Here is a 26,811-nt window from a genome sequence, read left to right as displayed (position 1 = left end):
GTCCGCTTTTCCGGCACCCCTCGGTGCCCGATGACCTCTGGAACGGTCGTCTGCGCGATCTTCCCGGCGGTTCTGCAACACGCTTCAGGTGCTCGAGACGGTCAGCTGTCCCACCCAGTGCGTGGCCTCGAAGAGAGGTGTGTCGGCGCCGCCGATGGGCTCGTACGACAGCTTCCGTTTTCCCTTGTCCCCGCTCTCCCAGATGGACAGCGAGGGGGCGTTCTCGGCGCAGCCTGATGGCTGCTTGCTGTCGGCGAGCTCCGCGGGCGCGGTGCGGAGCCGGGCCGCCTCCTGGGAGAACATCTGCGCCTTGTACACGCATCTCTCCCCCATCACGCTGATGGACACGAGGCGTATGTCGCGTTTCGTCGCCCCCGCGCCGATCGTGACTTCGAAGCGGTAGGTGCCGTCCTGTCCCCGGCCGCCCCACGAGCCCCGATAGATCTCTGGCAGTGCGCCCTTGGCGGACGATGCCTTCATGAACGTGTCAGGTTTGTAGAGGGTGTGCCCGTCATTGCCGTGTTCGTAGTAGCCCGGGTCGTCCTCCCACTCGTACGTCCCGTTCCATGAGGCTACGAACGCCCCGGTACCGTCCGGGGCGGAGGAGCCGTAGTCCTCGGTGTTCTCCTCGCAACGATCCGCCTCGGACTTGGGGCTTGCGCTCTTCAGCCGACTCGTGCCGAGCTTGATCGCGTCGCTTCTGGAGTCGGTGACGGTGCTGTCCCAGACGCACAGCCGGTCCTTGCTCAACAGGGAGTACTCGGCGGTGCCCTTCGCGTCGATGAGCAGGCGTGCGGTCACCCCCTCTATGCGGAGGCCGTCGCTGTCCCTCAGGTCGAGAGCCGCCTCCCAGTTCCCCCGCAACGTCTTCGGAACGCTCAGCGAGGGTGATTCCCCCGTCCCGCGCCAGCCGTCCTGCCACGGGCGGAGCGCGAGCAGTCCGCCGATGGTGACGAGCACCACGACGGCGGCCACCCCCGCCACGACGAGTGGGCGACGCCGTCGGTCCGGGGTCTGCGTCGGACCGTGCGAGCCTGCCGTTCCGTCGTGTCCCGGCCCCACCGTGGGCACGTACGCCAGCGCGTCCGGCGGGGACGCGGGAGGCGCTGGCACGGGCTGAGGTGCGGCGGGCGGTTGCACGGTCCGGGGCGCGGTCCGGGCAGGCACCGGCGGAATGGGACTCCGGCCCGGCACGAGGGCCGTGTGAGGGCGCAGCGGATCGAAGTCCAGCAACTGTGCCGCGTGGCGCCCCAGCCGACCGAGCAGCGCGCCTGGCAGCCATTCGCCGGCGCCTTCTGTGGCGGTGCGGGCGGCGACGTGCTCCGGCGTGGGGCGTCGTGCCGGGTCCTTCTGAAGGCACTCCCGTACGAGTCCGAGGAGCGCCTCCGGCAGCCCGTCCAGGTCCGGCTCTTCCTCGGCGACCCGGAACAACTGGGCGTGCAGCCCGTTGCCGGTCGCCCCGAAGGGCCGGCGCCCCGTGGCGGCGTAGGCGAGGACCGAACCCAGGCAGAACACATCGGAGGCGGCGGTGACGTGGAGCCCCCGCACCTGCTCCGGGACATGAAGCCGGGCGAGCCGATCACCATGCCCGTACGGGTCTGCAGGCTGTCCCCGCTGATGCTGTCCAGCGCCCGGGCGATACCGAAGTCGATGACCCGGGGCCCGTCCACGGTGACCAGGGCATTGGACGGCTTGAGGTCGCGGTGGACGAGGCCCGCTTCGTGGATGGCCTGCAGGGCGAGCGCGAGCCGGTTGGCCAGGACCCGCACCGACCGCTCGGGCAACGGCCCGTGCTGCTCGGCCACGACGGCGTGCAGATCGGGCCCGGGAATGTACTGCGTCGCGACCCAGGGCGTCTCCGCGTCCGTGTCCGCGTCGAGCACTGCCGCGGTCCAGCCCCCGCCGACCCGCTTCGCCGCGGCGACCTCGCGCGCGAACCGCGAGCGGAACTCGGCGTGTTGGGCGAACTCGGCCTGCACGACCTTGACCGCGACAGTGCGCCCGCCTTCGGAGCGGGCGAGGTAGACCCGGCCCATGCCGCCGGCGCCTAAGCGGGCGATGAGGCGATAGGGCCCTATGTGGGGCGGGTCTTCGGCGGTCAACTGGTCCACGAGGAAGGAGGGTAGCCCAACTGTCCAGCAGCGATGGGGCAGACGGTTTCGTCGAGAACAGTCGGTCGTTGGTCCCGGCGCGTCGTCGACTGACGTGCAGTGGGCGCGGGACCGCCCCTGCCAGCAGGGAACGGCCTGTGTACGGGCACCGCCGCCCCCAAGCCCAGCCGCATCTTGCTCGTGCGGAGGCCCTGCGCCGACCGAAGAGACAGGCCCCCTCGGCACCCCGCGGCGGCGAGGCCGTCGGGGTGCCCGTGCTCGCCCTGGACCGCGCCGCCGTGACCGAGCGCGGCCGCGCCCCGGTGCGGCTCGGTCGGGTCGCGACCGGAGTCGGAGCGGTTCCGTTCCGGTTCCGGGGCCGGTCGTGGGCCGTCGTTCGCTGAGCGCGGTCGGGGGTGGCCGACCGGTGAGCAGGGTTGACGAGTTCTGACTCGTAGGCGCCGAGCACCGGTTGCGCGCGCTCGTGCTCCGTCGACTCGTGAGGACGAGGACGTATCTCCCAGCCGTCCCGGAGATACGGCCACGTGCTGTGCCGTGTCGTGGCGATGCCGTCCACGTCGGGCATCCTGACGTCCCTCGGCACCACCTCCCGGCGCAGCCGCCGCGTGCGCTCGACGGCTTCGGCGCCCGTGCCGGCCTCGCCCACACGGTCAGGCCCCGGGGCGATGTCGACGAGCACCCGGAAGCTGCCCCGGAGCGGGACCGGTCGATGGCCCCCTGAGGCCCCCGCAGCCGGACACGGCCGGGTTCGCCGCTCCGTCGTCCACCACCTCGACGTCCACGCCTCCGCGCGTCCATTGTGACCGTCACCTGGCGGTGCGTCCCGTCGCCGGCGTGCTCGATCGCATTCGTCAGGGATTCCTGCACGACCCGCGGTGGACGGTTCGGTGTTGTTCCTGCCGGAAGGGAGCCGTCAACCGGGCGCGGAGCCTCGTACGAACACCGTTCCCGCCGGCCCCGTCACGGTCCCACCCGCGCCGGTCCCGTCGACTCCGGCGAAACGGGCCGTCGCCAGGACCGTGCCGTCCGCGGCCACCAGACGGGCTCCGCTCAGGGTGCCGGGGTCCAGGCCCGCGGGGGCCGGGGCGCCCCAGTAGCCGTAGCCGGCCCTCACGGGGAACGAGCCGAGCGATACGGCGGACCCGTCGGCCCGCACCAGGAGGCACCGCACCGGACCGTCGGCCGCCGGTCCGTCACCGAGGTCGACCGACATGTACACCCAGCCGTTCCCGCCCGTGGCGTCCGCCGGGTGCGCGTAGATCCGGCCCACCTCCCGGCCGTTCCCTGCCGGGTCCGGGGAGACCAGCGCCGCCTCCAGGGCGTGCGGGGACGGCGCCGCCACCCGGGGCGCGCTCTCCACCACGGTCCCCACCGCCCAGCCGCCGAAACCGAAGGCCAGGGCCGTGGCCACGCCCGCCGCCGCCATTCGGAAGCGGCGCCCCCGCACCCTGCGCCCCCGCATCCACCGCCCGGCCACCGCAGAGGTCCCGGGAGCGGGCGAGGGCGAAGGGGCAGAGGCGGGGAGCATCGTGCGTACCACCCGGGTCTCGAAACCCACCGGCGGCTCCGCCCCAGGCAGCAGCCCGAGCAGCCCGTCCCCGACCGCCGTCAGCCGCTCCACGTGCGCCCGGCAGTCCGGGCAGCGGTCCAGGTGGACCACCGCTTCGGCCCGCTCGCGCGCGGGAAGGACCCCGAGCGCCAGCTCGGCGCCCTCCTCGCGCAGCCGCTCGCAGTCCATGCCGCTCACCGCGTCTCCTCGCTCTCCAGGAGCGCCCGCACCTTGATCGTCCCCGCCCGGATCCGGGTCTTCGCCGTGCCCAGCGGCACGCCCTCGAAGGCGGCGACCTCCCGCGCCGTCATCCCGTAGATCCCGGCCATCACCAGCGCCCGCGCCTGCTCCCGGGGCAGCGTCGCCACCGCCCGCCGGATCCGCTCGGCCGCGTCGTCGGCGAGCGCGTGCCGCTCCGGGGTCTCCGAGACGATCCCGACCAGCGTCTGCAGGTCCTCCGGTGCCACGGGGGTCGCGCGCCGTGCCCGCACCGCGTCGATCGCCAGGTTGTGCGCGATGGCCGTCAGCCAGCCCCGTACCGAGCCGCGCCGGCCGTCGTACACCTGGGCGTGCCGCCACGCCCGCTCGAAGGTCTGCTGGGCCACGTCCTCCGCGAGCCGGGGATCGCCGACCACGGTGACGGCCACGCCGTAGACGGCGCGCTGGAAACGGCGTACGAACGCCACCGCGATCTCCGGATCGCCCGTGGCGAGACCGGAGAGCAGTGCCTCGTCGGGAACCCGCTCCAGCGGAAGGCCCATGCGTCCCACACCCATGGATACGTCCGACGGACCCGAAGGGATCGCCTGCGCCCATTGTCCGCCCGGATCCGCAATCCCGGAGTGGCCCGGCGCCGTACTCCCTGTGGGGGCGCGAACCAAGGGACCGGACCGGCGGACCGGAAGGACCATCAGGAGGACAGAACGATGACGGAACCACGTACCCGCGCACTGCTCGCCCTGTCGGCCGCCGCGCTGGCCGGCGCCCTCGCCGCCTGCGGAAGCGACGACGGCGGTTCGAGCAGCGGCACCACCACACCGCCCCCCGCCCAGAAGAGCACGGCACCCGGGGGCGCGCCCAGGGTGACCGCGGACCTGGCCGACTTCCGGATCACACTGTCCCAGCGGACCTTCGCCCCCGGCACGTACGACTTCGTCGCGACGAACACCGGGAAGCACGACCACGCCCTGGAGGTCGAGGGGCCGGGCGGCGAGAACCGCTCCGACACCGTCGCTCCGGGCGGGTCCACGACCCTGACGGTGACCCTGAAGACGGGGAAGTACGAGATCTACTGCCCGGTCGACGGGCACAAGGACCAGGGGATGAAGACCGAGATCACGGTGGCCGGCGCTCCCGTCAACAAGCCCGGCACACCCGGCTCTCCAGACGCTCCCGCCTCTCCAGCCGCTCCCACCTCTCCCACCCCTCCCGGCAATGGTTACTGACCGGACCCGCCGTGCCGCCGTGCTCGTGCTGCGGTCGGCCGCCGCGGGGCTGACCGCGACGATGGGCGCCGTCCACCTCGCGCTGTGGGCCGACGGTTACCGCGACCTGGCCACCATCGGCGGCCTGTTCCTGCTGAACGGCGTCCTCGGCTGCCTCCTCGCCGTGGCCCTGCTCCTCACCCCGTACCGCCGGCTCGGCCCGGTCGCCACCGCCACCGCGCTGTTCACCGCCGGCGCCCTCGGCGCGCTCTTCCTGAGCCTCACCACGGGCCTGTTCGGCTTCGAGGAATCGGCGGACGCGGAGCTGGTCCGCCCCACCGTCGCGGTCGAGGCGGTCGACGTCCTCGTCCTGACCGCCTTGGCGGTGGCCGCACTCAGCCACGGCCATCACCTGCGGCACCCTGGCGGCCGTCGAAGGCGAACCACCGCATGATCATCGATCCGCCGCGTGGCGACGAGGACGAGGACCCGGCCGTCCAAGTCCTGCTGGACGGCCTCGACGTCTTCCGTACTCCCGCCGACCAGGTTCTCGCACACGTCGCCCGGAAGGGCCGGTACGTCGTCGTCGACGATCCCCGGGCGCCGTGAGTCCCCGGAGTCACCCTCGCCTTCACGAGGGACGACTTCCCAGGAGGTACCCCGGGACGGGAACGGTCTGCCGGTCCGCTTCACGTCGGTGCTCGTGGCCGACGAGGAGTACCGGGAGAGGTGACGACGGCCGAAGGCGCCCGGCGCACAACCCTTCGACCCCATGAGCCCTGCGGTCATGGCGTGTCGCCCCACGACCGCGACCCGGTCGGAGGAACAGCGAGTCGCCCCACGACCGCGATACGGTCGGAGGAACGAGGAACAGCGAGTCGTCCCGCACCGCCGGACGTCAGCGGCTCGCCAGGGCGGTCCTGGCCACCCCGGCCGTGACGGCAGGCGTCCTGGGCGCCGCCCGGCCCTCGTCGTGGCCGGGGCGCTCGCTGTCGGTCACCGCTCGCCGGTCGGCCCAAGGGCGTCGACCCCGTGCCCCCGCCCCGACCGTGAAGGTCGAGGGGATGGCCCGCTAGGGACCGTCGTCCGGTCACGGCCCGCGCCCCGGACGGGCCGTGGTCACGCGTGCCCGCCTCCTGGCGCTCGGCTCGCGGCGGGGAGTGGGTTCCGGCCGTCGTGGTGGGGCGTCAGCCGCGGTCGATCGTCTCGCAGGTGTTCGTGACCCGGTCCAGGAAGGCGTGGTCCGCCGTGACGGTGTCGTTGCCGCCCTCGCATTCGACGCGGTCGTAGCCGCCGTTGCGGCTGATGATGACGTCGTTGCCGGCGAGCCCGCGGAAGGTGGCCCGGAGGGGGCGGGCGGGCCAGCCGTCGGGATCCTCCAGGTGGTCGTCGGCGGTGCCGCCGACGAGGATGTCCTGGCCGGGGCCACCGTTGAAGTCGACGGGGACGTCGAGGTCCGCTCCGGCCGCGAGCCGGTCGTTGCCGTCGCCGCCGTCGGCGTGGATGGCGGTGATGCCGGCGATCGTGCCGCAGGTCGCCGTGCGGCGACTGGTCTGGGTGCAGCCGGGGCCCGCGGTGATTCCGGCCGGGTCGGACACCCGCAGGAGAGGGGCGTTGGCGACGTAGAAGGTGACCTGGTTGGCCGCGCCCGACCGCGCTTCGAACGTGACGACCCCGCCGGAGCGGGTGACCGTGCCGGTGGAGCATGCCGAGGCGGGGGTCGCGGACAGCAAGGGCAGGGCCAAGGCGGCGGCCAGCGCGGGCAAGACGAGACCACGGCGCCCACGGTCGGTACACAAGCGCATTCCTGACTCCTGTCCAGATTGTCCGATGCTGTCTGAAAGGCACTCTTGAACGGCTTTCAGGGGATGTCAAACGCTCGCGGTGCGATGTGATGACTCCAGGCCCTGAGGCCATGGACCGCCACGTACCGGCTGATGAGCGACGTGCCGGACCACTGGCTCCCCCGATTCCCCCTGGAACCGCGCCCCGGGGCGTCCGTTCTGAGGGGCAGCCCAGCACATGGCGCATGCGTTTCACGCGTACGGGTGGACGGAGCGGCATGCGTGTCGGGCACGGAAGAGATCCTCGGGTTCACGGTGACGGCGCTGATGTCGCGGTCGGGGGAGCGGCAGGGCGACGCACGGAGCCTCCGGCCCGGCGCGCCCGGGTACGCCTCAGGGACTCTGATCGAGCAGATCACCGATCGCGTCCACGGCGTCCTCGCCGAGCACGCGGGTGACGTCGAGGCCGCGCAGGCCGCGCTGATCAGGACGGCCATCCCGGATGTGATGGCACCCCTGAAGGCGACCCGGGTCGGCGGCCGCTACGAGCACTCGGAGTTCCCGCCGACGCAGGACGCCCTCAGGAAGAAGTCGCAGAAGGGCGCGGACGAGATCTGGGAGGGCCGTCCGAAGTGGCGCAACGCGGCCCCCTTCTCGGTGGCGAAGAAGGGCGAGCGCATCGGGGTGACCGCGCTCGACATGAACGCCGCCTACCTGTCCGCGCTCAAGGCGTGGTTGCCGAGCGGTCGGCTCCGGGAGGACACCATCGGCGTCCACGACCCGAAGAAGGCCGGAGTGCACCTCGTCGCCCCCGCCGACTGGGACCACACCGACCTGCCCGACCCCCTCGGCAACCGCATGGAGCCGGGGGCTGTGGGTGACGGAGTCCCCCTGTGGCTGCTGGTCGACTGCTCCCGACGCGGCCTGGCGGCCCGACTGCGCTACCTCGACAGCCCCGCCGGCCGCGCCGAGCTGAAAGCGCAGGGCGTCTCCCTCCGTACGCGTCCTTCGGCGGGTCCGTGTGCGTGTCCGTGGCCGTGTGCGTCTCTGTGGGCAGGCCCCGAAAGGGCGTTGAAGTGCACCTGTAGGGTCTTGCGTCGGGGAGAACGATCACGCAGGGGGAAGCGATGGACACGCCGGCCGCGCAGGAACAGACGCAGGAGCGATCCCGGGCCCGGCTGGCGGCGGCAGTGGGTGCCGAGGCCGCCGACCTCGAGCGCATCGCCGAGCAGGTCGCCCTCCAGCTCCGAGAGAGCGGACAGGAACCGGACTTCGAGGTCAGGACCGCGGACTTCGCGACCGACCCGTTCTTCGTCTGCGCCGACCGCTACTGGCGGCGGCGCTTCGCCGACAGCCCGTCCACGGACACCGCCCTGGCCTGCGCGCGCTGGATCGCCCTGCACACCACGACCGGATGCCGCTCCGCCGTCCGCGAGCAGTGGACCCTCGGGAACGGCTTCATCAACCGGTCCCACGTGGAGACCCGCGAACAGCTCGACGAGGCGGCCCGAGGCCTCGCAGGAACCCCCGGGGCCGCCGACGCGGCTCTCACCGTCCTGCTCTACCACGCGGGAAAACTCCGCGCGAACTTCGCCTTCGACGACCTGAACGCCGTCCTCACCACCTCCGCCCTCGCCACCCTGGCAGGCCCGCGCCGCGAGGAGCCGGTGATCCTGGCCCTGCGCGCCTTCGCGGCGTTCGGGAGCCGCGCCCTGACCACCGAGCACGCCCGCGACCTGCTGGAGCGGGCATGGGAGGCCGCGCACCGCTCCCGGCACGTGATGGACGTGTGCCTGAACGGGCTGGCGTTCTCCGTGCCCTTCGACGGCCAGGGCGAACTCCTGCGCCGGCTCGCGCGGGAGGCCGTGGACGCCCACCCCGATAACCACATGTTCCGCTTCCGTCTCGCCACCGCCCACCATCTGTGCGCCGACCACGACGAGGCCCTGTCGCACGTCGATGCCGCACTGGCCCTGCTCGCCCACCACGGCACCTTCAGCCGCGAGCTGTTGATGGAGCAGTACCTCGTCAAGCGGGACGCCATCCAGGAAGCCCGGCTGCGGGCGGCACGCGAGGCGGAGCACGAGGCCCGTTGGCGGCGCCAGGAGGCCGCCAACGCCGACCTGGAACGCACCGTGCACACCTCCTCGATACGGGCGGTCGAACTCGTCGCCGTGTTCACCTCGGCGATCGCCTTCGCCGTCGGCTCCCTCCAGGTCACCCTCAGCGGCACCCTGAAGCTGCGCGAACGGCTGTGGCTGCTGACCGCCCTTGGGGCGGTGCTGTCCGTCTTCGCCCTGATCGTCGTCGGTGGCACCTGGCTGATCACCCGCAGGCGCTCCCGCGGCAGGAATTAGGCCGAACCCAAGCCGCCGACCCCAAGCCGCGAAACCCCAAGCCGCCGAACCCAAGCCGAGGGCGGTCGGCCGGTCGGCTCCCGCCGGGGCGCGAAGGAGTACCGGCGCCGTCCCGGAAGGCCGAGACGGCGCACCGGGCGACGGCGAGGAGCGTCACCGCGAGGAGCAGCCCACCACCATGCCGTCCGGCTTCCGGCGCCGGCGCCGCGAGGCGCGTCATCCCTCCGGGGCGTCCTCGGCCTCCCAGCGCAGCAGGTCGCCCGGCTGGCACTCGAGCACCTCGCAGAGCGCGGCGAGCGTCGCGAAGCGCACCGCTTTGGCACGGCCGTTCTTGAGCACCGCCAGGTTGGCGGGCGTGATCCCCACGCGGTCCGCGAGCTCGCCCACGGACATCTTCCGCCTGGCCAGCATCACGTCGATGTCGACGGCGATCGGCATCAGATCACCTCGTCCAGCTCGGCCTGCATCTGCGTCGCTTCGACGTCGCGCGCGACGGCCTGGGCGAGCAGCATCCGCAGCAGCAGCACGATGAGCGCGACCCCCAGGATGGCCACGCCGACGCCGCCCATGATCACGGTGACGCCCGGGTCGTCCCGCTGTCCCGGTGCGTTGAGGGCCGTGACCGCGAACCATACGAGGGCGGCGGCCACGATCGAGCCGATCACGCCGTCCACGTACCGGAAGGCGGTGTGGGAGAACACGGTTCCGCGTCGCACCATCGTCACCAGCCGCCAGACGCAGACCAGGGCGACCTGGGCGGACACCATGCCCAGGATCGTGATCAGGCGCAGGGGGGTCAGCGGGAGCGACCCGTCCTCGGGGTCGGTGGCCAGCGCCCACACCATCGACGCCTGTACGAACACGGTGCCGGCGAGCACCACCACGAGCACGACGCGCAGCGCGCGCACGGTCAGCTTTCCCATAGCCCGTCCTTCCATCGAGTTGCGATGGAAATCTATCGAATTTCGATAGGTTGAACAAGGGTCGGGGCAGAGGGCGGGCCGTGGTTCGACACCGTGACGTGGCGGGGGCGGTGCCCGGCAACCCGGCCACCGCCCCTTGGGCGCCCTCGTTCACCGCCGCACGGATCAGGCCTTGACGTTCACCGCCGCCCAGGCGGCGTCCACGGCCCTGACCTCGGCGCCGTCGGCGCCGTAGAGGTCGGCGGCCGCCTTCAGGGTGCCCTCACGGGCGCCGTGGTAGTCGGTGGTGGAGGTGAAGTAGGCGGTCAGCGCCCGGTACCAGATCTGCACGGCCTTGTCGCGGCCGATGCCGGTGACCGTGGAGCCGTCCACGGTCGGGCTGTCGTAGTGCACCCCGTTGATGTCCTTCGCACCGCTGCCCTCGGACAGCAGGTAGAAGAAGTGGTTGGCGACGCCGGAGGAGTAGTGCACGTTCAGGTTGCCGACGCCGGCGCTCCAGTAGTCGACCGAACCGCGGCCGTCCTTGCTGGGCCGGTCCTGGTGGCGCAGCGGCTTGCCGTTGCCGAAGACGTCGATCTTCTCGCCGAGGAGGTAGTCACCCGGGTCCTGGGCGTTGTTCGCGTTCCACTCCACCGCGGTGCCGAAGATGTCCGAGGTGGCCTCGTTCAGGCCGCCGGACTCGCCGGAGTACTGCAGGCCGGCGGTGGCCGAGGTGACGCCGTGGCTGAACTCGTGGCCCGCCACGTCGAGCTGGGTCAGCGGGTGCTGGTCGTTCGCGCCGTCGCCGTAGGTGATGGTGAAGGACCGGTCGTCCCAGAAGGCGTTCTGGTAGGCGTTGCCGTAGTGGACCTTGGAGACCGGGGCCCGGCCGTCGTTCTTGATGCCGTTGCGGTGCAGGACGTTCTTGTAGAAGTCCCAGGTCTGGGCGGCACCGTAGGCGGCGTCCACGGCGGCGGTCTGGTTGTCGGCGGGAGTGCCGTCCCCCCAGGCGTTGTCGGCGTCGGTGAACAGGGTCCCCTTGCCGCCCGTCCGGTGCTGGAGGTCGACGACGCCGGCCCCGCCGCGCTCGTTGTCGACGAGGTCGTAACCCTTCGAGGACGCAGTGGTGTTGAGGCTGACGGTGCCGCTGTACTGGCTGACGCCGGTGCCGACTGCGCCGGCCTGGGGGCTGCCCGGCTTGCCGGCGGCGGAGACGCCGTTCTTGCCGGTGGCGCCGTCGGCTATGCCGTCGATCAGCTGGTTCTCGTACAGCTTCTTGCCGGTGTCGGCGTCGGTGACGACGCGCAGCAGACTCGGGGTGACGCCGTCCCGCTGGGTGCCGGTGACGACGGTCTCGTAGGCGAGGACGGGCTTGCCGGCGGCGGCCCAGACGACCTTGCGGGGGGCTTCTCCGGTGGCGGCCCCCGTGGTCTTCGCGGCCCGGGCGGCCTTGACCGCGGCGGACGCGGCGGCGGTCGCGGTGAGCTTCGGGGCGAGCGAGTCGACCTCGATGGCGGCCTGGACGGCCTTGGTGACGTCCTTGACGGTCCCGTCGGCGGCGCGATGGACGATCAGGTCACCGCCCAGGACCGGCAGACCGGCATAGGTGCGGTCGTAGCGGGTGTGTACCGTGCCGTCGACGTCCCTGATCACGTCCTTGACGACCAGCTCCTCCTTGGCGCCGAGGCCGAGGGATCCGGCGGTGACCGCGACGGACGTGCCGTCGTGGACCGGAGCGGAGCCCGCCGATGCGGTGGTGGCACCGACGGCCAGCAGGCCGCCGGTGAGGACGACCGCGCCCGACGCGAGCGCGAGACGGCGCGCCCTGCTGCCGGCAGAGGAAAACGTGGACATGTGGTTTCTCCAGAAGGTCGTGGGGAGTTGGACGGGATCGCCGCCGCCCGCCCGGACAACGGGGGACTGCCTCGATGGCCGGGGACGCTCCCAGTCCGCCGCGCACATGTCACGTGCCATAAAAGGGGGTTGAGCCGCTCACGCCCGAAATGCGGCCCACCCTTTCATCCGAAGAACAAGGTCCCGATACACGCCGACACAGGGGCCACAACAACCCGCAACACACGTGAAAGAAGCCCGTACCGCACCCGGGCCGCACCCGTACCGCACCCGCACCGCACCCGGGCCGACTTCCCTCCGGCGCACGGCTCCCGCCCGCATGACGAGGCAGGTGCCGTCCAGTTCCTGGCGGACTTGATCAGCGGGACTTCGGAGCCGTGGGCACTGCCGCCGGTGCGCCCATCCGTCGAGGGCCGCTGAAGGGGACCAGGGGGCGGTTCACCCCCTCGGGAGACACCGGGGTCGGCAGCCGCTCGTTCTCCGCCGAGGCGCGCCGGCGCCTTCCCCGGTGATGTATTGGGTTGTTCGTGAAGGGCTGAACCTGCGACGGTCACCGGTATGAACGTGGTTCTGGGAGACAAGCTCCGGTTCGCCGCCGAGATCGGCGAGCCGGGCCCACTGCGCCGTGTCGACCTCTGGGCCGTCGGCAAGTGGCTGACCTGCGACGACAACATGGCTTACGGCCCCCAGTTCCGCCGCGACGTGCTGGACACCGCCGCCTGGCTGCGGTCCGGCGAAGGTTCTCCCCAGCCGTTCGCCGGCCTGTCCGCCGAAGCCGCACACCGGCGTCTCGTGCGGAGCACGACGAACGACGACGAGTCCGAGGCCGCCTACCGGTTGCACGGTCGATTCCGGGCCCTGCTCTGGGGGCCGACCACCGACAACGTGTTGGCGCACCTCTTCCGCGAAGAGGACCGCCTGGTGATCACGCTGGAGTTCTGGCGTGAGGAACACCTGCTCAGCCGCCCCGAAGACGTCGGCACGGTCTTCGTGGTCGAAATCCCGGCGGACGAGTTCGTCGGGATCCTCGAGGACATCGCGGCCGCGCTCGGCACCACCCGGAGCGAGAGCCGTTCGTGATCCCTCGGTGGCGTCGCTCCGGCCGGCCCCGAGGCGGCATCGCCGAGCACGGCGAACGCCCCGCCCGGCCGGCCTCCGTCCACCCTTCGCCCAGCCGTCCTCCGTCCACCCGGTACGAGGTCCACCCGGTACGAGGTCCTCCCGGCGGAGGCGGCCCCTCCGGAGGGGCCCCTGCGCGGCATCCGGAACGGCGTCACCGGGCCGGGATCGGCTGGGTGAGGTTCAACGGATTGCCGTCGGGGTCCTGGACGTGGGCGACGCGCTGTCCCCAGGGCATGTCGTTGGGGCCGCCGCTGACCGAGCCGCCCAGTGCCGTCACCCGGCCGAGCGTCTCGTCGACGTCGTCGACACCGATGCCGAGCAGGATCCGCGGCGCCTCCCTGCTCCCCAGGTCCGCCTTGGCCACCAGCCCGAGGTCGCTGTCGCCGATGCGCAAACCCAGATAGAAGACCGGGCCTTCCTCCGGTACCCGGAAGATCTCCTCGGCACCGAACAGTTCCGTGTAGAAGCCGAGCAGGGCGTCCAGGTGGTCGGTGACGATCACTGGCTGGATGGTGGACATGGCACTCCTGTCGAGAACGGTCGTGTCGCTGGGTGGACCGTTCGAGGACGGTGAACTCATCGGCGACCCGCCCTGCCGGGCTCGGCACCGCCACCCGTGGCGAGAAGACGGCGACCATCCCCCGGCCCGGGCCCGGTGTCGCCGGCGTCTTTCTCCGGTCCTTCGGACCCGTGGCTCAGGAGCGGGAGCGAAGCGCCTCGGCCAGGCGCCGGGACTGCGGTAGTGGTTCCTGTGCCCCGCGGCGAGTACGTGGCGCAGTTCGGCGAGGTGCCGGGTGTCCGGGGGGAGATCCAGCCGGTCGAGGAGGGCCAGTGCGGCAGCCGGCTCCAGGTCGCCGTAGACGTCGTGGAAGCCCGCCCGAAGACCACGGAAGAGGGCTGGACGCAGGGCGGGGAGCCGCGCGGCCGTGCGGTACGCCGGCTCCTTCACCGTCCAGCGCACCGGCCCCGAGCACTCCAGAACCCGACGGGCTCGGCGGAGCAGGGCTTCCGGTCGATCGGCCACCACTCGGTCGACGTCGTTGCCGAGCACCTCGGCGAAGGCCGTCGCGGAAGTGGTGTGGTCCTCGAACCAGTCCACCCACAGCGAGTAGGTGACGGCCTCGGCATCCCGGTCCGCTTCCAAGCGGCGACGGTAGCCGTCCCACAGCACGTCGGCCGGCAGGGGGCCCTCCGCGCTCTCGTTCGCGAACCGGATCTCGCACGTGACCCAGTACTCGTCGAGGAGGTCCAGCAGTCCGAAGGCCAACCGCACCTGGTCGGCTGCGTCCAGGTCCTCGGCGAACACATCGCCGGCCCAGGAATGCGCCACCTGGCCGGCCGTGAGCACCACGTCCGGTTTCTCGTCGCTCACCCACCCGTCGCGCACCTGGCTGACGCCCTGATCGGCCAGCCAACGCCGTGCCGCCTCCACGGCTCGCACCTCCATCCGGGAAGTATGACAAGCCTCGCAAGAGCCGGAGGAAGCGGCCCGGGGATGTCTTTCGGATCACCCTGACGGACCGGAGGGAGAGGATTGGTGCCGTCGGGAGCCTGCTGCGGGAGCCCGCGTCCGCCGGGGCGCGGCGGGCATGATCCAGCGGATCGCCGCGACGACGGCGTGTCCGCCGGGGCGGGCGAGCGGGAGCAGCAGGCGCGTGGCGTACGGCAGGTCGAGACGGGCCCGTACCCAGGCGGGCAGCAGCTCGACCGCCGCGGCCGCCAGGAACGCGTAGGGCAGCCGGGCGGGCCACGGCAGCGGAGGACGCGAGAGCAGGTAGCGGGCCGCGGCACGTGATTGCGCGGTGGCGCGCAGCTCCGGGCGGTACCGCGCGAGCCGCGCCGCCAGTTCCCTGGTGTTCTCCGGCGGGTCCACGACCCCGAGCCGGCGTGCGACCTGTGCCATGTCGGCGACGTAGCCGTCCGCCTCCACAGGATCCAGCGGACGCCTTCCGTACCGCTGGTGGGCCCTGAGGAAACAGGCGGTCTCGGCCGCGTGCACCCAGGCGAGCAGATGCGGGTCGGAGGCCCGGTACGGCACGCCCTCCGGCGTCCGCCCCCGCACCGAGTCGTGCACCCGGCGCACCCGGAGCACCGCGCGTTCCGCGTCCTGCGCCGTACCGAACGTGGTGGTCGCCAGGAAGGTGCTGGTGCGCTGGAGCCGCCCCCAGGGGTCGCTCTCGAACCCGGAGTGCGCGGCGACCGCCGCCATCGCCACGGGGTGCAGCGACTGCAGCAGCAGCGCGGCGAGCCCGCCGACGTACATCGCCGCGTCCGGGTGCACGAGGCGCACCGGACGGTCGGGGCCGAACCAGCGCGGCCCCGGCGTTTCGTGGATGCGGGCCCGCTTCTCGTGCGCGGTGGGGCCCGCGACCCGGTGCAGGAGCGCCTCACCGGCCCGCTCCCGCAGCCCGCCGAAACACGGTGGGGTCCAGACCACGCCTCCAGTGTGCGCCAGAACCCCCCACGGGTGGCGCCCTCCCCGCAGAACCCGGAAGCCCCGCGCGGTGGGCGGGCCGGCACCCCCGCACGCTCGGGTCCGCGCGACCCCGCGGGCTCCCGGGGCGTGCCCCTCACCACCTACGACGACGCCACCAGGTTCTTCACCACACGGGACACGGGCGTCCGCGGTACGGCGGTCGACCCCGTTCCGAACGCCCTACGCGTGTGCCTCTGCGGCAGGACAGGGCGACCCCGTACGAGAAGCTGGAGGAGCTCCCGGCGGAGGCCTCGCGTGATCTTCGAGCGGCCTGTCCCGGTGACCAGGCCGGCGGCCCGCAGCTCGGTGAGGCGGTCGGAGAGCATGCGCGCGCTGATGCCGGGGACCGTACGCCGCGGGTTTGAGAAGGGGGCCGGACCGCCCATCAGTGACGTCATGGCGATGCCGGTCCAGCGCTTGCCGAACAGCTTGAAGACGCGCTCGACCGCGTTCCCCGTCGGTTCCACCCCGCGTGACGTCACCCAGGTCTTCAAGGAGAACTGGCTCGCCCAGCCCCCGGAGGGCGAGGCCGTCTACCGTGACCTGGGTGCCGAGCCGCTGCCGCACCTGGACGCCGTGGGCATCTCCGCCGGCTTCTCGGACCCCTCCACTCAGGCGGCAGCTGACAATCCGTGGATCCGACCGACGGCACGCAGGACCTCGTCCCGGTTCTTCGCTCGCTTGATCCACGTCGGAAGGCGGGCCACCAAGGTCATCTTCTGCCCGGTGTCGTACCAGGGCGCTCGTTCCCGCAGCGACGCCTGGACGAAACGGTGGATCAGGTCGAGATGTTCGAGGTCGTACGCCCACAACCAGCCGTGCCGGGTCTCCACCTGGAGCCACAGCGGCACGCCGAAGTACGGATCCGTCGCGGGTCGGGCCGTGCCGTGGGGGAGCGCGACACGACGGCCGCTCCACACCCGTGACAGTCCGCAGCCACGGCAGACCAGACGCCGAGGCCTGAACAACACCCGGCCGCCGGGGAAGGAGTCCCCCTCGGGGGCGGGAACGACGCGAGCGGCCTTCGCGCAGCCGGGGCAGCGCACCGTGATCGAACCGATGAAGTCGTACTCGGTGCTGCGCGGATCCCGAAACCGACCGGAGGGTGAAGCCATGCGACGAGTATGCGACCGCCCCGCAGACCGGCGCATCCGAATTCGGGTCGGCAGGGCGGCTCCGCCCTGCCGGCTGAGCAGGCCATCGCGTTGTTTCTCTCTGCGGCGAGCGGGTGACCTGACCCGGCATGCGGCCCGCGCCGTCGCGGCGAGGGCCGATTGGCGGTGTCAGCCCTGGGACGCCCCGAGGGTCTGGTCGGCCGTCGCGAAACGGTGCTGCGTCGGCCTCGGTACTTCGTGGAGGGAGTCGAAGTACTCCGTGTCCGCCGTCCCGGTGAGCACCGCCAGCAGGAAGGCGGAGCACCCCATGTCGTGGTGCTCCCACAACGGGCCGCGCCCCTCGTTGTAGAGCACGGTCCACTCGTCGGGCTGCCGGCCGGGCCGCGCCAGCCAGTACAGGAACGCCCCCGTGCCCTCCTCGAAGGCCCACGGCACGACCCTCGCGCCCGCCTCCAGCAGTTCCGCGGGCTTCGCCTCGAACTCCCACAGGTTGCTCAGGATCTCGACTCGTTCCGTCGCCTGAGTGCGCAGGTCGCAGTCGTCGTAGGCGGAGTCGGGGACGAGCAGCCAGATCGTGTCGTCGAAGACGCCGTCGCCGTACGCGTCGACGAGCTGCTTGTAGTCGGCGGGCAGAGCAGTGCCCAGGGAGCCTTCGGCCTGCGCCCAGTCCACCGCGGGCGGCGGATCGGCCGGCGGCGGGCAGAGGCGGACGAGGGCATCGAGGGCTGTCATGGGGACGAACGTTACGGGAATCCCAGCGGGCGCCTGGATTCCTCGCAAGCGCGGGCGCGAGCACAAGCGCGGGTGCGGGTGCGGGCGGGCGCGGCTGGAGACCCGGAGCGTGGATGAGGTGTCCAAAGCGCCGTCAGTGTCGTCAAGTCAGCGTCGCCGGTGACGATGCCGTGGACGACGACGAAGCCGGCGTTCGTGGCGGTGCGGAAGGTCAGGACGCGGCGCGCGCCTGTGCCTTGCGCCGGCTGGACAGGGCGAGCAGCGCCGCGGTGAAGAAGGCCGCCGAGGCGATGAGGGCCGAGACGTGCAGGCCCGAGACCAGGTCCCGGTCTGCGAGGAGGGACGCGAAGAGAGCGACGCCGAGCGAATTGCCGGTCTGGCGGGCCACGTTGAACACCGCTGAGGCCACGCCGGCGTTCTCGACGGGGGCGCTCTGCATGATGGCGGCGGTGGCCGCCAGAACCGTGGTCGGGGTGGCGAGGCCGGTCGCGACGAGGGCGGGCAGCAGCGCCCAGTACGGGGTGTCGGGACCTGCGAGCAGCCAGCCGGTGAACCCGGCCGCGCCGAGCAGCAGGGCCCCCGCCATCGGTGCGTACGGGCCGTAGCGGGCGGTCAGACGGCCGGCGAGCGGAGCTGCGACGAGGGCCATGCACACCGTCGGCAGCAGGACGAGACCGGCGCCCAGCGCGTCGTAGCCGCGTTCGTTCTGCAGATAGAGCGTGGACAGGTAGAGCATGCCGTAGTAGCCGAGGTTGAGCAGGACGCCCACCGCGGTGGTGGCGGAGAAGCCGGGTGACCGGAAGAGCGACAGGGGGAGCAGGGGCGGCTTCTCGGCGAGGCCGCGTGCCTCCGTCCGCAGCTCGACCAGGACGAACAGGGCGAGCGCGGCCGCACCGAGGAGACCGGTGCCCAGTACCACCGGCGAGGTCCAGCCCCGGGTGCCGGCCTCGTTGAGCATGCCGGCCGACGCCAGCACACCGACGACGCCCAGGAGCTGGCCGAGCGGGTCCAGACCGCGTGCCCCCGCCCGGTTTACGGGTGAGGGAACGTTCTCGAGGGTCAGCCAGACGGCCAGCAGTGCGACCGGAACGTTGATCCAGAAGGCGGCACGCCAGCTCAGGCCCGTCACCAGCAGACCGCCTACGAGGGGGCCCGCCGCGAACGCGATGCCGGAGATGGCGGCCCAGAAGCCGAGGGCCTTCGCCCGCACCGCCGCGGCCGGGTAGGCCGCGGTCAGCAGGGCCAGGGAGGTGGGCACCAGGAGGGCGCCGCCGGCACCCTGTGCGAGACGCCCGGCGATGAGCGCCGCCGGGGTGGTGGCCAGGGCGCAGCCTGCCGAGGCGAGGGTGAAGACACCGAGGCCGGTGAGGAACACCCTCCGGTGCCCGAGCCGGTCACCGAAGCCACCGCCCATGAGCAGCAGGCCGCCGAAGACGGCACTGTAGCCGTCGACGACCCAGGCCGCCGCCGAGGCGCCTGCACCGACCGAGTCGCGGATGACGGGGACGGCCACGGTGACGACGGTGACGTCCAGCATCACGAGGAAGTAGCCCAGGCTGAGGGCGATGAGAGGGGGCCACGAGAGTTTCCCGGCCGGGGAGACGGGTGCCTCGTTCGCCGCTGCTGTTCCGGTCGTATTGCGCATGTCGGCGATCCTCGGCTCCCGATATTTAGCCGCTCGCCAAACCGTGCTTGTATGACGCGCATGGACGAAGCCGCAGACCAGTCAACGGCCAGAACGGATGTGGAGCCGGAGTCAAAGCCGGAGCCGCAGCCGGAGCCGGAACTTGCGCGCGCCGCACGCCTGTTGGCCAGCGCTTCGCGGGCCCGGATGCTCAAGGCGCTGTGCGACGGCCGACCGCTGGCCGTCACGGTCCTGGCGGCCGAAGCCGGGGTGAGCGTGCCGACGGCGAGCGTGCACCTGACGCGGTTGGCCGAGGCGGGGCTCGTACGGGCCGAACACTCAGGACGCCACCGGTACTTCCGCCTGGCCGGCCCCGACGTCGTCACCGCCCTGGAGGCGCTGGCGGTCATCGCGCCGCCCGACCCCGCTCCGGTGACCACGTTGCGCGCCCACAGCCGGCGGAACGCGCTGCGGCGGTCGCGCACGTGTTACGACCACCTCGCGGGGTCCCTGGGCGTGCTGCTCATGGAAGGCTTTCTCGACCAGGGGCTGCTGCGGCGGGAGGAGGACGTCCCCGCATCCGGCCGGCGCCCCGATCGGCCCGCCTCCTACGGCAGGCGGGCGACGTACCACCTCACGCCTCGAGGAGCCGAGCGCTTCACCGGGTTCGGCATCGACGTGGACGCACTGCTCCGAGGGCGACGCCCGGTGGTGCGGTACTGCGTCGACTGGAGCGAACGGCGCCATCACCTCGCCGGTGCGCTGGGCGCCGCACTGGCCGCCAGGTTCTTCGACCTGACCTGGCTGCGGTACGGCGTCTCGCCGCGCGTCGTCCATCTCACCGACGCGGGCGGGAGCGGGGTGCGGGACGCCTTCGCGATCGAGGTCGCCGACTGAACCCGGCGCGGCACGGCCTCGCGTCCCTCACGCCGGACGTCGCGGCCCCTGCCTGTCGGGCGGTGCTGCTTTCCGGACAACCCCCAGGAGCCGGCCCGCAGGGATCGTCGGGCCCGTGCCGTCATCCCCGCGGCAGCGGTACGGCCGCCGACGCCGGCGGACCGGAGGTCCGCGTCGCCAGGGACGCGCCCGCACGGCGCACCGCGTCGAGGCGGAGGCGCTGGACGCCGACGAGGGCCTGGACGAAGGGTGGCCGGTACGGAGGGCCGGTACGGACGGTCCACCACGTCCGTGAGCGCGGCCGCCCGTTCGTCCGGTGTCCCGCGGTCGATCCGGCCGTCGGTGTCGTGCATGAACGCGACGGCGGCCACGACGTGCGGCAGCGGCACGGTGGGGAGCAGCAGCCGCGCGACCGCGTGCTCGGCCTTCCTGTACCTCCGTGCCGGAACTCCTCGGCGCGGACCGCGAGGCCCGCCGCCCGGCCCCGGAGGGGCCGGCCGGGGATGACGCCCGGCGAATTCATCGCCGGCGGGCGATGAACGCCCGGCGCGTCTCGATCACCTCGGCCGGATGGACGGCCCTGTGGCCCATCGCGGTGCTCGGCGCCTGTGCGGGCCACCCGAGACGTCCGTCACCAGCGCTCGTACACGGTGAAGGCGTGCCCCGCGCTCCCTCCGACCACCACCACCAGGTCCTGATGGGTGAGCACGTCCCCCGCGCCCGCTACACGGTCGCGGAACGCCCGCTCATCCTCCTCGTCGCCCGTGGCCGCGTCGATGACGAACATCAGGTCGCCGTTCTTGTAGCTGGGCCTCACGACCGTCACCCGGCCGTCCGCCACATCGAACGCGGAGCCCCCGCCGGCCTTCCGCCACAGCTCACCGCCGGTCGCCAGGTCGAAGGCGACGATCCCGCCGAAGGGGCCGCTCTGTCCCCTCCCCGACCCGGTGAGAGCGAAGAGCCGTCCGTCCTCGACGACCGCCGTGAAGATCTGGCCGTAGTCGCCGACGGCGTCGATCCTGCTCCGGGCGCGGCCGTCCGGTCCGAAGGCGAGGACGGCGCCCGGTCCGTCGCCGTCCGTCTCGTGGACCCGGACCGTCGGCGGGTCGGCGGAGACGACGCTCAGCTCCGCATCCGCGTCGACACCGCGCCGGGCGTCGACGGGCACGGTCCACCGTGTCCTGCCGTTCACCGGATCGAACGCTGCAACCACGGCCCCGGTGCCGCACATCAAGGCGACGACCACCTGCTTCGGGGCCAGACCGAGGCCGCGCGGGTCGCAGCCCTTCGACAGCGGAGCCGTCCAGCGCGGGGCACCGGTCCTCAGGTCGACGGCGCGCAGGCGGCCGCCGTCGAGGAGAACGCCGAGGCCGCCGCCGGTGGTGACGACATCGTCCAGGAACGCCGCCGAGACGCCCGTGGTGCGCCACAGTTCCCGGCCGTCGGCGAGGTCGACCGCCACGACGGTGACGCAGCCCTTCTCCTGCGGCCTCGCCTCACGGAATGCGATCAGGGCGACCCCGACGGCGATGTCGGCACCCGACCCGCACGTCTCGGCCCGGTCGGGCACGAGGTACTCCCAGCGCTTCTTCCCCGACCGGACGTCGAAGGCGGTCGCGCCGTCGACGCGGCTGCGGACGACGATGTCGCCGACGAGCCAGGTGTCGTTTCCGCCCTCGGCGGCCTCGCCGTCGTGCGGTGCCTCCCAGACGGTGGTCATCGCGTTGAAGGGCATGTAGCCCGGCAGGACGAGATAGACGAGACCCGCGATGAAGGCGAGCGCGATGGCCGCCACGACGGTCAGGGCGAGTGCCGTGTGCCACCTGCCCGCCGATTCGGGTCGAACGGCGCGCGCGTCGTTCGTTCGCCATGTCATACGATCCCACCCCTGGTTCGACCGGCGTAAAGATCAACAGGTTAGGCGGTCTTCGACCGGCGGACACCATGCGGCTGCCGCGACATCGCGACCCGGAGCAGCCGTCGCTCTCGCAGCACCGTGAGCGTGAGATCCGACTGGTGGCCGGTTCCTGGGAGGAGGGGCTCGTGACGATCCCGGCGCACGGTGATGAGAGCCGGCTCGGTGGACCCGGTGGCGGAGGTGCTGCCCTGGCCGAGGGCGTACGAGTGGAAGTGCGGAGGTGCGTACGAGAAGGCGTGCCGAGCCGGTCGCGAGGGGGGAATCGGGTGCCGGCGCGGGGCGTCGCGGGGAAGAATGGCCGGCATGACGATGTGAAGAGCACATGGCGAGCGGCGGCGGTGGATCAAGACCGGATCCTGGGAGACGGTCCAGGCTGGTGACCAGCGGATCTGCGCGGCCTGCGAGACGCCCGTCCGCTCGTACGCATACCGCTTCCATCCACCTGAGTCGCCCCTGTTCGAGCGGTGCATAGCGTTGGCCTGGTGTTCCGGCTGCCGCGTCTACTCCGGCTCGATGGTGCGAGTTCCCAGGAGGAGGACCCTTGCCGACGCCTTGGCGTCGCTGCCCCGAGACCAGAGGGAGCGTCTCGAGCGAAGCGAAGTCAGGTTGATCGAATACCTGGACCGGCAGCTCCGGGCAGGCGGACCGCCGTCCGATCGCTGACGGCCTGCCGGATGCGTGCGGCGGCGCTGATGGCTCCGGCCGCACAATTCGCCGGTACCGCCTCCTGGGCCGGCCCGGGGGTCAGAGCGAGCGCCGCATCGCGCCGCCGGTTGCGCCTGCGCCCCTTCGGGCATGCACCGGTGCTCCGGCCGCCGGGTTTCGACGACTCCTCCGGCGGCCCGGGGCTCGGTGGCGGTTCACCGTCGAAAGGTCACCTGCCGGCGGGTCACTCCCGCCCCGCGGGGGCCTCGGCCGCCGGGGCGGGCTCCTGAGGGGCCGGCCCCGGGCGGCGGTGGGCGGCGAGCGCGGTGCGCATGAGGCGGCGGGCGCGGGGCGCGGCGCGCTCGTCGTCGAGGAGCTGGATCTCCTGGTTGGCGGCCATGGCGAGGCCGGTCAGGAGGGACACGAGGTCCTCGGGGTCGAGGTCCGGGTCGAGGTCGCCGGCGGCCTGCGCGATGGTGATCTGCTCGGCCAGGAAGCTCCGCCACCGGGTGACCGTGTCGTACAGACGGGAGCGCAACTCGCCCGGCCGGCCGTCGAGTTCGCAGGACGCGGCCGTGACGAAGCAGCCGTTGGGGAACGGACAGTCGGCCAGGTAGGCGCACCAGGCGTCGATCACGGCGTGCAGGCACGGCAGGCCCGCGCCGCCGGCGCGACCGGGCGTCACCACCGCCGCCGTGAACATCTCCACCGCCCGGTCGAGGGCGGCGAGTTGGAGGCCGGCGCGCGAACCGAAGGGGCCGACGACCCCCGCCTTGCTCATCTCGAGCGTCTCCGCCAGCACGCCGATGGTCAGTCCGGACAGTCCCAGTCCGGACGCCTGGTGCACCGCGGTCTCGACGATGCGTTCCCGGGTGCGCCGGGCCTCTTCGGCCGATTTCCTCATGCCCACGATCTTACCGATCGATCGTCTGCTATTTTAGCGAACGATCGTCCGGTAAAAATCGATGGGGGAGGACCTCACATGCGTGTCCGTTGGCTCGGCTGGGCCGGAGTGGAGCTCGAAGCGCAGGGCGAGAGCCTGGTCATCGACCTGCTCGGCCGGCCCGAAGGCGTCCTGGAGGGGACGGCGCTCTCGGGAGTGCCGCTGCCGAAGGTGGTGCCGCCCCGCACCGAAGGCCAGGTGCTCGCCGGACTCTGCACCCACCTCCACCGCGACCACACCGACGCCGGCGCCCTCGCCCGCGCCCTGCGGCCCGGTGGGACGGTCCTGCACCCCGAGTCCTTCGGCGGCGACGACCACGAGAACCTCTGGACCCTCCAGGCGGAGGCCGAACTCACCGCCCACGACCTGCCCCGGCGGCCCATGGGCCTGTGGGAGACCACGACCATCGGGCCCTTCACCATCGCCGCGGTCCCCGCCGTCGACACCCTCGGCGATCCCCAGGTCTCCTGGGCCGTCGAAGCCGACGGAACCCGTGTGATCCACCTGGGCGACACCATGTACCACGGCTACTGGTGGCGCGCCGCCCGCCGCCACGGCCCCTTCGACGCCGTCCTCACGCCCATCAACGGGCCGACCGTCTGCTTCCCGCACTGCCAGCCGGCGAGCCCCTACCCGGCCTCGCTCGACGCCCGGCACGCGGCCGTCGTGGCCCGTCTCCTCCAGGCGAGGACCGCGATACCGATGCACTACGACGGCTTCCACTCCGAAGGCTTCTACACCACCCGGCAGCCCGACGAACTCGCCCGCTTCCTCGACGCGGCTGCCGGCGAGCCCTACGAGGTCCTCACCCCGGGCCTGGGCGAGGAACTGATCCTCTGACCCGCCGCGGGCCTCCCCGGCCGGGCCTCCCTGACCGGCCCCCCGGACCGTCCTGCCGCGCGCGTCGGAGCCCACAGGACCTCGGACCGGCTCGCCGGACACGGTGCCGTGTCGTGAATTCGACGGTCCGTCGCCCGTCACCGGGCCGGCGCATCCGTTCGCCACGTGACGGGGGACCGGCGCAGGCTCAGGAATGGGCGCGGCAGAAGTCGCGGACGGCTCGGTTGAACTCCTCGGGCCGTTCCAGGTTGCTGACGTGCCCCGCGCCCGGGATCACGACCAGCTCGGCGTCCGGGATCGCTTCCTGGAACCGTCGCGCCACGGCCAGTGGCGAGCGCACGTCCCGCTCCCCCCAGAGCAGGAGGGTGGGCACCGAGACGGTGGGCAGGAGATCTTGCTGGTCCGTCTCGGCCATGAGGGACAGCTGCCTCCGCATGGACTCGGGGCGTACGGCGTCCGTCATCGCGTTCAGCAGGGGCGCGTACGCGGCGGGCGGCTCGCCGGCGAACAGTCCGGGCAGGGTCGGATCGAACTCGCCGGGCGGCGCGGCCAGCATCCGGCGCGCGCCCTCGACCCGGGCCCGCACCTCCTCCGCGGGCAGGGAGCCCTTCCAGCCCGCGTAGGTGTCGATGAGGACCAGCGTCCTCACGAGGCCCGCGTGGTGGCGGTAGAACTCCAGGGCTAGGGTGCCTCCCCAGGACAGACCGGCGATGTGCGCCGGTCCGAGCCGCAGTGACTCCACGACCGCGGCCACGCAACGGGCGTAGTCCGCGAGGACGAAGGACTCGGGCACGTCGGAGGAGCGGCCCGCTCCTGGCTCGTCCCAGGCCACCACCGTGAACGCGTCCGCCAGCGCGTCGAGTTGCGGCCGCCAGGCGCGGGCGTCCTGCGCCGCACCGTGCAGAAACACGAGGGGCGGCCCCTCGCCCACGCGGTCGTAAGCAACCCCCAGGCCGTCGACCTGTACCGTCGCCATGACTTCAGGGTAGATCCCCCACGCTGTCGCGGCACCGGACACCGGGGGCCACGGCCTCGACGGCCCGGGGAAGCCCGCGCCCCTCGCCGTCGGGAGGGCCTCTGGATCTGCTCGGCGTGGCGGTGGTGGTCCTGGACGCCGGGGGGCGGATCGTGTTCTGGAGCCCACAGGCCGAGGAGGTCTTCGGCTACAGCGCGCAGGAGGCCCCGGGGCAGAAGGCGGACCGGCTGCCGGTCCACCGAGTGCACAGGGATCCGGTGATCAAGCTGTTCGTCGAGGTGATGAGCACCGGGGCCTGGCCCTGTACCCGAGAACGGGTTCTGGCACGACCTCTGCGGGCCCGTGGCAGCGGTCGCCGACGACCGGATAAAGGATTCGTCCGCGGAGAACGGTGTCTCTACGCTTGGTCAGAGCGGGAGTGCGCGCGTTTCCGCAGGTTGCGGTGCCGTGGCAGAGCGGTCCATTGCGATCGCCGTGGGCGAGGTCCCTCCCACGGCGACTGACGGGGACGGGGCGGACCTGCTCCCATCTGTCTCGCGGGTTCGAATCCCGTCGGCACCGCAACCGACCAGGACGTCGTACGGCGCACGGACCCGCCGCCTCGCGCCAGGTCCACAGAGGTTGTGCCAGAACCCGAGTGCGGGAGGCACCCGCCACTGACTCGATGGGTACACGTACGTGTGCCCAGACGCCAGTGGTCGAGCCACGTGGCCCGCGCCGCCGACATCGTCACCAGTTGCCACCAGCTCGGCGGCTGCGCCCTCCGTCGGCTCTTCCGCTCACCAGCCCCGTTCACCCCGAGCACTTCCGGTACATCATTCGGAGATCAGGGCGACTCGGCCAGGAGTTCAGTCGTCGAACACGTTCAGGAACTTGGTGGACGCCCACCGGAACTCCTCGTCATCGTCGCGCGACTCCAGCAAGCCGGCTTCCACAAGCGCCAAGAGGGTGGCGTGGAGAGCTCGCCCAGCCGGGTTGTCTTCCCAGAAGATCCTCTTGCTCTTCGAGAAGGGAACGTCAGCCGTGAGCACACCGAGGCTCAACCCCAGCTCATATGCGGCCTGGTCCCAGTAGACCCAGTCCTCCATCGCTTCCGAAAAGACCATTGCACTCACTCACCCTTCTCCTCGTTACGGTTCCCTTCGAGTCCAAAGGCCGCACGCCGGACCGCGAGTGACTCCCGAACTCATCGACGTCGATCATGGAACAGGGCCGTGCGGTGACCCCCGAAGCCGTCGACGAACGACTCCCGTTCTCGGGCTCCGGCTCACTTGTGGACGGCATTGATGCCGTCCACCGACCACCAACCGTCCTCTGTGAGCACGTCAGCGCTGGGTGATTCCGAGTCGGTGAACTCACGGATGCACTCGGCACGTGTTCCCTCATAGCCGATCACAGGATGCTCCTCTGGACCGATGGATCCCACGAGCCCCGGATACCCCGTGTCCAGGCTGAAGGGGTGGTCGAGGTAGGCCTTGATCAACGGCTGGTCCCGGTAAGCGGCAAGCCGTTGCATCCAGGATCATCGTGGATGAGCCGGGG

Annotated in this window: 26 protein-coding genes, 1 tRNA gene and 2 pseudogenes; 9 read left to right on the top strand and 20 right to left on the bottom strand. The window is 72.1% G+C overall.

The genetic code is table 11. The annotated features are described in order from the left end of the window. Positions 1-84 precede the first annotated feature (84 nt). The 4 genes and pseudogenes from K7G60_RS39380 to K7G60_RS09085 all read right to left on the bottom strand — a co-directional run bounded on the left by K7G60_RS39380 (position 85) and on the right by K7G60_RS09085 (position 4,436). A complete protein-coding gene (locus K7G60_RS39380; RefSeq protein ID WP_374115613.1) occupies positions 85-1,548 on the bottom strand; it encodes a hypothetical protein in 1,464 nt (487 codons plus the stop codon). Positions 1,549-1,619: 71 nt separating this feature from the next. Continuing rightward, positions 1,620-2,036 (bottom strand): annotated as a pseudogene (locus K7G60_RS39375) (serine/threonine-protein kinase); the annotation flags it as partial. A gap of 988 nt (positions 2,037-3,024) precedes the next feature. After that, positions 3,025-3,849, bottom strand: a complete 825-nt coding sequence (locus K7G60_RS09090) for an anti-sigma factor (RefSeq protein ID WP_225800325.1) — start codon at positions 3,847-3,849, stop codon at positions 3,025-3,027. A 5-nt stretch (positions 3,850-3,854) separates the two neighbouring features. Continuing rightward, complete coding sequence (locus tag K7G60_RS09085) at positions 3,855-4,436, bottom strand: RNA polymerase sigma factor (RefSeq protein WP_225800283.1); 582 nt, start codon at positions 4,434-4,436, stop codon at positions 3,855-3,857. Between the two features lie 150 nt (positions 4,437-4,586). On the opposite strand from K7G60_RS09085, the gene K7G60_RS09080 reads away from it, so the two are divergent. Genes K7G60_RS09080 through K7G60_RS09070 form a run of 3 tightly spaced genes read left to right on the top strand, consistent with a single transcriptional unit; the run spans position 4,587 to position 5,693 of the window. After that, positions 4,587-5,105 (top strand): copper-binding protein, encoded by a 519-nt coding sequence (locus K7G60_RS09080; RefSeq protein WP_225800282.1) that lies wholly within the window; start codon positions 4,587-4,589, stop codon positions 5,103-5,105. Continuing rightward, complete coding sequence (locus K7G60_RS09075) at positions 5,095-5,538, top strand: hypothetical protein (protein WP_225800281.1); 444 nt, start codon at positions 5,095-5,097, stop codon at positions 5,536-5,538. Before K7G60_RS09080 ends, K7G60_RS09075 begins: the two co-directional genes overlap by 11 nt. After that, positions 5,535-5,693, top strand: coding sequence for a hypothetical protein (locus K7G60_RS09070; protein ID WP_225800280.1), 159 nt, complete (start codon positions 5,535-5,537; stop codon positions 5,691-5,693). Before K7G60_RS09075 ends, K7G60_RS09070 begins: the two co-directional genes overlap by 4 nt. 578 nt (positions 5,694-6,271) lie before the next feature. Here the strand turns inward: K7G60_RS09070 and K7G60_RS09065 are convergent. Continuing rightward, positions 6,272-6,883: a hypothetical protein gene (locus K7G60_RS09065; RefSeq protein WP_225800279.1), complete on the bottom strand. Its 612-nt coding sequence runs from the start codon at positions 6,881-6,883 to the stop codon at positions 6,272-6,274. Between the two features lie 527 nt (positions 6,884-7,410). Next, a complete protein-coding gene (locus K7G60_RS09060) occupies positions 7,411-7,569 on the bottom strand; it encodes a hypothetical protein (protein ID WP_225800278.1) in 159 nt (52 codons plus the stop codon). 426 nt (positions 7,570-7,995) lie between these two features. Between K7G60_RS09060 and K7G60_RS09055 the strand changes: the two genes are divergently transcribed. Next, positions 7,996-9,225 carry a hypothetical protein gene (locus K7G60_RS09055; RefSeq protein ID WP_225800277.1) on the top strand — a complete coding sequence of 410 codons (1,230 nt, stop codon included), beginning with the start codon at positions 7,996-7,998 and terminating at the stop codon, positions 9,223-9,225. A gap of 216 nt (positions 9,226-9,441) precedes the next feature. On the opposite strand, the gene K7G60_RS09050 is transcribed toward K7G60_RS09055, so the two are convergent. From K7G60_RS09050 to K7G60_RS09040, 3 genes are all read right to left on the bottom strand, one after another. After that, positions 9,442-9,663 carry a helix-turn-helix transcriptional regulator gene (locus K7G60_RS09050; RefSeq protein ID WP_225800276.1) on the bottom strand — a complete coding sequence of 74 codons (222 nt, stop codon included), beginning with the start codon at positions 9,661-9,663 and terminating at the stop codon, positions 9,442-9,444. Beyond that, positions 9,663-10,148, bottom strand: coding sequence for a DUF2975 domain-containing protein (locus K7G60_RS09045; RefSeq protein ID WP_225800275.1), 486 nt, complete (start codon positions 10,146-10,148; stop codon positions 9,663-9,665). Before K7G60_RS09045 ends, K7G60_RS09050 begins: the two co-directional genes overlap by 1 nt. A gap of 165 nt (positions 10,149-10,313) precedes the next feature. Beyond that, a complete protein-coding gene (locus K7G60_RS09040) occupies positions 10,314-11,981 on the bottom strand; it encodes a M4 family metallopeptidase (RefSeq protein ID WP_225800274.1) in 1,668 nt (555 codons plus the stop codon). Positions 11,982-12,539: 558 nt separating this feature from the next. Here K7G60_RS09040 and K7G60_RS09035 point away from each other — a divergent pair. Then, positions 12,540-13,061 (top strand): hypothetical protein, encoded by a 522-nt coding sequence (locus K7G60_RS09035; protein ID WP_225800273.1) that lies wholly within the window; start codon positions 12,540-12,542, stop codon positions 13,059-13,061. 193 nt (positions 13,062-13,254) lie between these two features. Here the strand turns inward: K7G60_RS09035 and K7G60_RS09030 are convergent, their stop codons facing one another. The 6 genes from K7G60_RS09030 to K7G60_RS09005 all read right to left on the bottom strand — a co-directional run bounded on the left by K7G60_RS09030 (position 13,255) and on the right by K7G60_RS09005 (position 19,071). Further along, entirely contained in the window at positions 13,255-13,623 is a 369-nt protein-coding gene (locus tag K7G60_RS09030) for a VOC family protein (protein ID WP_225800324.1), read from the bottom strand. Positions 13,624-14,610: 987 nt separating this feature from the next. Then, complete coding sequence (locus K7G60_RS09025) at positions 14,611-15,540, bottom strand: oxygenase MpaB family protein (RefSeq protein WP_225800272.1); 930 nt, start codon at positions 15,538-15,540, stop codon at positions 14,611-14,613. Positions 15,541-15,680: 140 nt separating this feature from the next. Next, on the bottom strand, positions 15,681-16,061 hold the full coding sequence (locus K7G60_RS09020; RefSeq protein ID WP_225800271.1) for a helix-turn-helix domain-containing protein: 381 nt from the start codon (positions 16,059-16,061) through the stop codon (positions 15,681-15,683). A 129-nt stretch (positions 16,062-16,190) separates the two neighbouring features. Next, the gene (locus K7G60_RS09015) at positions 16,191-16,694 is read right to left on the bottom strand and encodes a hypothetical protein (RefSeq protein WP_225800270.1); all 504 of its coding nucleotides are present in this window, start codon (positions 16,692-16,694) and stop codon (positions 16,191-16,193) included. Positions 16,695-16,862: 168 nt separating this feature from the next. Further along, on the bottom strand, positions 16,863-17,426 hold the full coding sequence (locus K7G60_RS09010; protein WP_225800269.1) for a hypothetical protein: 564 nt from the start codon (positions 17,424-17,426) through the stop codon (positions 16,863-16,865). Between the two features lie 211 nt (positions 17,427-17,637). Further along, positions 17,638-19,071 (bottom strand): MFS transporter, encoded by a 1,434-nt coding sequence (locus tag K7G60_RS09005; RefSeq protein WP_225800268.1) that lies wholly within the window; start codon positions 19,069-19,071, stop codon positions 17,638-17,640. Positions 19,072-19,233: 162 nt separating this feature from the next. Here K7G60_RS09005 and K7G60_RS09000 point away from each other — a divergent pair, with 162 nt between their 5' ends. Further along, positions 19,234-19,947 carry an ArsR/SmtB family transcription factor gene (locus K7G60_RS09000; RefSeq protein ID WP_374115611.1) on the top strand — a complete coding sequence of 238 codons (714 nt, stop codon included), beginning with the start codon at positions 19,234-19,236 and terminating at the stop codon, positions 19,945-19,947. A 631-nt stretch (positions 19,948-20,578) separates the two neighbouring features. Here the strand turns inward: K7G60_RS09000 and K7G60_RS08995 are convergent. Together K7G60_RS08995 and K7G60_RS08990 are read right to left on the bottom strand one after the other, a co-directional pair. Then, positions 20,579-21,823, bottom strand: a complete 1,245-nt coding sequence (locus K7G60_RS08995) for a PQQ-binding-like beta-propeller repeat protein (RefSeq protein ID WP_225800266.1) — start codon at positions 21,821-21,823, stop codon at positions 20,579-20,581. Between the two features lie 931 nt (positions 21,824-22,754). After that, positions 22,755-23,414: a TetR/AcrR family transcriptional regulator gene (locus K7G60_RS08990; RefSeq protein ID WP_225800265.1), complete on the bottom strand. Its 660-nt coding sequence runs from the start codon at positions 23,412-23,414 to the stop codon at positions 22,755-22,757. A gap of 78 nt (positions 23,415-23,492) precedes the next feature. Here K7G60_RS08990 and K7G60_RS08985 point away from each other — a divergent pair, with 78 nt between their 5' ends. Continuing rightward, positions 23,493-24,293 (top strand): MBL fold metallo-hydrolase, encoded by an 801-nt coding sequence (locus tag K7G60_RS08985; protein ID WP_225800264.1) that lies wholly within the window; start codon positions 23,493-23,495, stop codon positions 24,291-24,293. 187 nt (positions 24,294-24,480) lie between these two features. On the opposite strand, the gene K7G60_RS08980 is transcribed toward K7G60_RS08985, so the two are convergent. After that, positions 24,481-25,269 carry an alpha/beta fold hydrolase gene (locus tag K7G60_RS08980; protein WP_225800263.1) on the bottom strand — a complete coding sequence of 263 codons (789 nt, stop codon included), beginning with the start codon at positions 25,267-25,269 and terminating at the stop codon, positions 24,481-24,483. 23 nt (positions 25,270-25,292) lie between these two features. On the opposite strand from K7G60_RS08980, the pseudogene K7G60_RS08975 reads away from it, so the two are divergent. Both K7G60_RS08975 and K7G60_RS08970 read left to right on the top strand, forming a co-directional pair. Then, positions 25,293-25,553, top strand: a pseudogene (locus K7G60_RS08975) (PAS domain-containing protein); the annotation flags it as partial. Between the two features lie 157 nt (positions 25,554-25,710). Beyond that, positions 25,711-25,830: transfer RNA gene (locus tag K7G60_RS08970), tRNA-Gly, on the top strand. A 287-nt stretch (positions 25,831-26,117) separates the two neighbouring features. Here the strand turns inward: K7G60_RS08970 and K7G60_RS08965 are convergent. Together K7G60_RS08965 and K7G60_RS08960 are read right to left on the bottom strand one after the other, a co-directional pair. After that, on the bottom strand, positions 26,118-26,384 hold the full coding sequence (locus K7G60_RS08965; RefSeq protein WP_225800262.1) for a hypothetical protein: 267 nt from the start codon (positions 26,382-26,384) through the stop codon (positions 26,118-26,120). Between the two features lie 152 nt (positions 26,385-26,536). Beyond that, the gene (locus tag K7G60_RS08960; RefSeq protein WP_225800261.1) at positions 26,537-26,785 is read right to left on the bottom strand and encodes a hypothetical protein; all 249 of its coding nucleotides are present in this window, start codon (positions 26,783-26,785) and stop codon (positions 26,537-26,539) included. Positions 26,786-26,811: the final 26 nt, after the last annotated feature.

Source organism: Streptomyces sp. NK15101 (assembly GCF_020400725.1).
Classification (GTDB): Bacteria; Actinomycetota; Actinomycetes; order Streptomycetales; family Streptomycetaceae; genus Streptomyces.
The sequence above is the reverse complement of the archived record's forward strand: the minus strand, read 5'-3'. Positions and strand labels throughout refer to the sequence as shown.

What these genes read in the sequence shown, in the direction of transcription:
- K7G60_RS09090 (WP_225800325.1), bottom strand. Translation starts at nt 3,849, where the DNA reads ATGGACTGCGAGCGGCTGCGCGAGGAGGGCGCCGAGCTGGCGCTCGGG.
- K7G60_RS09085 (WP_225800283.1), bottom strand. Translation starts at nt 4,436, where the DNA reads ATGGGTGTGGGACGCATGGGCCTTCCGCTGGAGCGGGTTCCCGACGAG.
- K7G60_RS09080 (WP_225800282.1), top strand. Translation starts at nt 4,587, where the DNA reads ATGACGGAACCACGTACCCGCGCACTGCTCGCCCTGTCGGCCGCCGCG.
- K7G60_RS09075 (WP_225800281.1), top strand. Translation starts at nt 5,095, where the DNA reads ATGGTTACTGACCGGACCCGCCGTGCCGCCGTGCTCGTGCTGCGGTCG.
- K7G60_RS09070 (WP_225800280.1), top strand. Translation starts at nt 5,535, where the DNA reads ATGATCATCGATCCGCCGCGTGGCGACGAGGACGAGGACCCGGCCGTC.
- K7G60_RS09060 (WP_225800278.1), bottom strand. Translation starts at nt 7,569, where the DNA reads ATGTCGAGCGCGGTCACCCCGATGCGCTCGCCCTTCTTCGCCACCGAG.
- K7G60_RS09055 (WP_225800277.1), top strand. Translation starts at nt 7,996, where the DNA reads ATGGACACGCCGGCCGCGCAGGAACAGACGCAGGAGCGATCCCGGGCC.
- K7G60_RS09050 (WP_225800276.1), bottom strand. Translation starts at nt 9,663, where the DNA reads ATGCCGATCGCCGTCGACATCGACGTGATGCTGGCCAGGCGGAAGATG.
- K7G60_RS09045 (WP_225800275.1), bottom strand. Translation starts at nt 10,148, where the DNA reads ATGGGAAAGCTGACCGTGCGCGCGCTGCGCGTCGTGCTCGTGGTGGTG.
- K7G60_RS09040 (WP_225800274.1), bottom strand. Translation starts at nt 11,981, where the DNA reads ATGTCCACGTTTTCCTCTGCCGGCAGCAGGGCGCGCCGTCTCGCGCTC.
- K7G60_RS09035 (WP_225800273.1), top strand. Translation starts at nt 12,540, where the DNA reads ATGAACGTGGTTCTGGGAGACAAGCTCCGGTTCGCCGCCGAGATCGGC.
- K7G60_RS09030 (WP_225800324.1), bottom strand. Translation starts at nt 13,623, where the DNA reads ATGTCCACCATCCAGCCAGTGATCGTCACCGACCACCTGGACGCCCTG.
- K7G60_RS09015 (WP_225800270.1), bottom strand. Translation starts at nt 16,694, where the DNA reads ATGGCTTCACCCTCCGGTCGGTTTCGGGATCCGCGCAGCACCGAGTAC.
- K7G60_RS09010 (WP_225800269.1), bottom strand. Translation starts at nt 17,426, where the DNA reads ATGACAGCCCTCGATGCCCTCGTCCGCCTCTGCCCGCCGCCGGCCGAT.
- K7G60_RS09005 (WP_225800268.1), bottom strand. Translation starts at nt 19,071, where the DNA reads ATGCGCAATACGACCGGAACAGCAGCGGCGAACGAGGCACCCGTCTCC.
- K7G60_RS08995 (WP_225800266.1), bottom strand. Translation starts at nt 21,823, where the DNA reads ATGACATGGCGAACGAACGACGCGCGCGCCGTTCGACCCGAATCGGCG.
- K7G60_RS08990 (WP_225800265.1), bottom strand. Translation starts at nt 23,414, where the DNA reads ATGAGGAAATCGGCCGAAGAGGCCCGGCGCACCCGGGAACGCATCGTC.
- K7G60_RS08985 (WP_225800264.1), top strand. Translation starts at nt 23,493, where the DNA reads ATGCGTGTCCGTTGGCTCGGCTGGGCCGGAGTGGAGCTCGAAGCGCAG.
- K7G60_RS08980 (WP_225800263.1), bottom strand. Translation starts at nt 25,269, where the DNA reads ATGGCGACGGTACAGGTCGACGGCCTGGGGGTTGCTTACGACCGCGTG.
- K7G60_RS08960 (WP_225800261.1), bottom strand. Translation starts at nt 26,785, where the DNA reads ATGCAACGGCTTGCCGCTTACCGGGACCAGCCGTTGATCAAGGCCTAC.